Annotated in this window: 4 protein-coding genes; all 4 read left to right on the top strand. The window is 39.6% G+C overall.

Translation table 11 applies throughout. The features are described 5' to 3' along the window. The first annotated feature begins 34 nt into the window (after positions 1–34). Entirely contained in the window at positions 35–3,646 is a 3,612-nt protein-coding gene (locus tag F6K22_RS31840) for a GAF domain-containing protein (protein WP_363274866.1), read from the top strand. A gap of 374 nt (positions 3,647–4,020) precedes the next feature. After that, positions 4,021–4,191, top strand: coding sequence for a hypothetical protein (locus F6K22_RS31835; RefSeq protein WP_293107518.1), 171 nt, complete (start codon positions 4,021–4,023; stop codon positions 4,189–4,191). A gap of 66 nt (positions 4,192–4,257) precedes the next feature. Beyond that, positions 4,258–4,443, top strand: coding sequence for a helix-turn-helix domain-containing protein (locus tag F6K22_RS31830; protein ID WP_293107515.1), 186 nt, complete (start codon positions 4,258–4,260; stop codon positions 4,441–4,443). A gap of 46 nt (positions 4,444–4,489) precedes the next feature. After that, positions 4,490–4,892 (top strand): RNA-guided endonuclease InsQ/TnpB family protein (locus tag F6K22_RS31825; protein WP_293107512.1); only part of this gene is annotated, 403 nt, incomplete at its 3' end.

The following is a 4,892-nucleotide window of genomic DNA, read 5'->3' as shown; positions in this document are numbered from 1 at the left end:
CTAAAAGTGCTGTAATTACTAAAGGTAAACCGAAATAACCTCTAATATTCGGGAATCTCTCAACCTCAAAGATATATTTAAAACAGTTGTAGAAGAAGTGAGATATGCTTTACAAACAGACAGAGTAATAGTATATAAATTTGATAAAAATTGGCAAGGCAAAGTCATTGCCGAATCAGTAGACATGGAATGGCCAGAAGCCCTGGGGGCCGAAATAACTGACCCTTGTTTTGCTGACCGTTATGTAGAATTTTATCAAAAAGGGCGGGTAAAGGCGATCGCTGATATCTACGAAGCGGGATTAACTGATTGTCACATTGGTCAACTCGAACCCTTTGCCGTCAGAGCAAATTTAGTTGCCCCCATTCTTGCAAGCGGAGAATTAATGGGTTTATTAATAGCTCATCATTGCGCTGAACCCCGAGAATGGATAGAATCAGAAATCGAATTTTTCCAGCAACTAGTAATTCAAGTAGGTTACGCTGTAGACCAAGCCTTACTATTAGAAAAACAACAGGAAGCTACCCAACAAGCTCAAAAATTAAATTACATCAACGCTGAAATTCGTAAATCTCTAAATCTTAAAGACATATTAGTTACTACAGTCGAAGAAACTCGCAGTGCTTTAAACTCAGACCGAGTAGTAGTCTACGAATTTGATAGTGAATGGAAAGGCACAGTCATTGCCGAATCAGTTGGCAGTAAGTGGCCAAAAGCCTTCGGAGCAGAAATTGCTGACCCCTGTTTTGCTGACCGTTATGTACAATCTTATCAACAAGGGCGAGTTCAGGCTACAGAAAATATTTATGAAGCGGGATTAACTGATTGTTATATTGGTCAACTCGAACCCTTTGAGGTCAAAGCTAACTTAGTGGCTCCCATTGTAGTAGAGAAGAGACTGCAAGGTCTGTTGATTGCTCACCAATGTTCTGGCCCTAGAGATTGGACAGAATTAGAAATAGACTTGATCCAGAAAGTTGCTATTCAAGTGGGGTACGCTCTAGAGCAAGCATACTTATTAGAAAAGCAACAAGCTGCAGCTAAACAAGCTCGATTATTAAACGAAATTTCCAACAGTCTGCGCAGAAGCACCAACACTGAAGCAGTTTTTGATCTTGTCATTGAAGAAGCTCGTAATACTCTAGGAGCAGACCGCGCCATAATCTATCAATTTGATGAGCATATGATTGGTACAGTGGTAGCAGAATCTGTAGGCCAGGGTTGGACAGCTACTCTGGGTAAGAAAATAGCTGACCCTTGCTTTGCCAAAAATTTTAAACCTTATCTGCGCGGAAAAATTAACAAAATTGACAATATTAATAATCCTAGGATATCTGAGTGTTACTTAAAACTATTAGAACCCTTTGAAGTTAAAGCAAATATTATTGTTCCAATTCTACTAGAAGCAAAAGTATATGGTTTTTTGATTATTCATCAATGTTCTAAACCTCGAAGTTGGCAAGAATCAGAAATCAACTTTCTCAAACAGTTAGCTAGTCAAATCAGCACTGCCTTAGAACAAAAAAGACTTTTAGAACAGCAAAAAGTCGCGACCGAACAAGCACGACGCTTGAATGAAATTAGCTCATTGATTCGGGAGTCCTTAAATGAACAGGATATTTTTAACACAGTAGTGGTGGAGACTCGCCAAGTGTTGGCAGCAGACCGAGTGATGATTTATAAGTTAGATGATGACTACAATGGTACTGTTGTAGCTGAATCAGTAGATAGTATGTGGCCTACTGCTATGGGTAGTAAGCTGGATAGTAAATGTTTTAAGGAACATCATATTAAAGCTTATTTGCGAGGGCGAGTTAAGGTATTCAACGATCTCCACGACCCCTCTCAAACCATGATTGATGATGCTAAGAACACTGAATGTTACTTAAAAGATGCTGAACCTCTAGGAATTAAAGCGACCTTGACAGCTCCAATTATTATTGGCAAAAAGCTCTATGGTTTCTTTGTGACTAATCAATGTTCTGCTCCCCGGAACTGGAAAGACTCAGAAGTAGATTTCATTAAGCAGTTAGCAATTCAAATCGGTTTTGCAGTCGAACAGGAAAACCTGATAAAACAGCAAAAAACGACTGTAGAACGGTCTAAAAAACTGAATCAAATTAGCTTAAGGATTCGGGAATCTCTTGACATCGAACGCATTTTCCGTACAGGAGTAGAAGAGGCACTAAAATTAATAGAAGCTGACCGGGTGGTAGTTTATCGCTTTGATGAAGATTGGGATGGCAAGATTATTAGTGAGGCGGTAAGACAGGGATATATCAATATTGCAGATATGGAAACTGAGGTAACTTGTTTTCCGGCAGATTATGTGGAACCATATCGTCAAGGTCGGGTACAGGTTACACCAGATGTGAGTAAAGCAGGTTTAACAGCTTGCCATGAAGAGCAACTAGGAAAATGGCAAGTTAAAGCGAATATTGTAGTTCCGATTTTAGTTAACCAAAATCTTTATGGTTTACTAGGTGTGCATCAATGTTCCGAAACTCGCAACTGGTTAGAGTCAGATGTTGAGGTGTTTAAACAAGTAGCTTTACAGATAGGGTACGCTCTAGACCAGGCGCTTTTGTTACAAGAAATTGAACAAGCTCGCCAAAAAGCAGAAAATGTATCTATTAAGCAGCAACAGCAAAAAGAATTATTAGAAAGTCAGATAGAAACATTTTTGTCAGAAATTGAAAATTCTTTCGATGGGGATTTGACAGTACGAGCTGCTGTAACAACTGGGGTAATGGGAACTGTAGCTGACTTCTTTAATGCCACAATTGAAAACTTGCAGCAGTTAGTATTTCAGGTGCAGTCGGCAACCAATGTTGTGAGTTCGACCACAGAAAGTAATGAAACAGAAATTAAAAAGTTGTCTGGTGAAGCTCAACGCCAAGCTGAAGTAGTAGCGAATGCTCTTCAACAAATTCAGGTCATGGCTAATTCAGTGAAAGTAGTGGTAGCTAATTCTCAACAAGCAGAAGCTAAGGTGCAGCAGGCAAATAAGATTCTCCAAACCAGTGATGCTGCTATGAACCGGACTGTAGATGGGATTGTGGGAATTCAGAAAACAGTGGAGGCGACTGCCCGGAAGGTTAAAATTTTAGGGGAAACTTCTAAGAAGATTTCCCGGGTACTGAGTTTGATTAATGATTTGGCAAATCAAACAAATGTTTTGGCATTGAATGCTTCGGTAGAGGCAACTAGGGCAGGGCAAGATGACCAAGGATTTGCGACAGTTGCTAGTGAAGTACGTTCTCTGGCAGAGCAGTCAGCTAGTGCTACTCAGGAAATAGAGCAAATTGTTGAGGAGATTCAATCTGGCACCAGTGAAGTTATCAAAGCAATGATAGTTGGGCGAAAGCGGGTAATGATTGGTACTCAATTAGTTAAGGGGGCACGAAAATCTCTGACAAATGTGTTGGATGTGAGTGGAAAGATTGGTGAGTTGGTAGAGGAGATTACTGTTTCTGCTAATACTCAAGCTGATACTTCTGACGCACTATCGAAAACAATGGAGGAAGTGGCGGCGATCGCTAATCAAACTTCTGAACAATCTATGACTGTAGCAGATTCTTTTGCTAAGTTACTAGCAGTTGCTGGAGATTTAGAAAAGAATGTTGCTGAGTTTAAGGTGAATTAGGATTTGTAAGTATAAACTTGGATAGTGTTATCTGGAGACCAAGGTGAAATTTTGTAGGGGTTTGGTAGCCAAACCCCTACAATTAGTTATGGTTTATGTATAGAATCAATTTGGTATCTTTGCACGCGGTATGTGCTTTTGGCATAGATAGGAGTCATATCATGCCCGCTTGAATAGTTATATTTTGGTGAAAGGAAGGCAGAAGGCAGAAGGCAGAAGGCAGAAGGCAGAAGGCAGAAGGCAGAAGTTTTTTGCCCATTTTGACCTTAATTTTATATACGCTCCGATGCTACCGGACATGATATCATACCAATTTTAAAAAAGAATGTTATGAATAATAAGAGGGATAAAATGATTTTACAGGAGATGTCCCTTTGACTAATAGGATAAGTTATGAACTAATAAATGGCATCGAAGTTATTCCCATACGACTCCTGACTCCTGTCTTCCCCTCCACCGGAGGGGTTAGGGGTGGGTTGACTCAAACAAAAATCCCCAAGCTATTTGTAGCAAACATTTATCACGCTTGGTATCAGGAGTCATAAGTCAGGGGGCTTGTAACTGTTGACTAAAATCTGGTATTATCTATAAAAATCTGGGATTATCTGTTTATGCTACTTGGATTCAAAACTGAACTCCGCCCCACAAAAGTGCAAAAAACGCTGCTAGCTAAACACGCTGGTGTAGCTAGGCACGCCTGGAATTGGGGATTATGGCTAACTAGAAATATCCTTACTCACAATTGCAACAATCGTGATAGTAAACTTAAATTTCCGACGGCAAACGAATACGCATAAACTTTTAGTAGCAATAGTTAAGCCTAGTAACTCTTGGTATTATGAAGTGTCTAAAACTCCTCCTCAATATGCTTTGAGATATTTATCTCTAGCGAGTAAGCGTTGCTTTAGTAAAGTGTCGGGAGTGCCTAAATTCAAGAAAAAAGGTAGAGATGATAGTTTCACTCTAGATGGCTCAATATCAGTAGGCTTTAATCGCATAAAATTACCAAGGATCGGATGGGTGAAAACTTATGAAATTTTGCCAGATAATATTACCCCTAAGTCTGTAACTATCAGCCGAAAAGCCGACCGTTGGTTTATCAGTTTCAAAGTAGAGACAGCAACTCAGATTACTGAGAAATCAGTAGATGTAGTTGGTGTTGATTTAGGAATAAAATCATTAGCGACACTTTCAACTGGCGAGGTTTTTGTTGGTGCTAAATCTTATAGAAAGTTAGAAGCTAAAC

The organism is Okeania sp. SIO2F4 (assembly GCF_010672385.1).
Lineage (GTDB): Bacteria > Cyanobacteriota > Cyanobacteriia > Cyanobacteriales > Microcoleaceae > Trichodesmium.
This window is presented reverse-complemented; position numbering and strand designations above follow the sequence as displayed.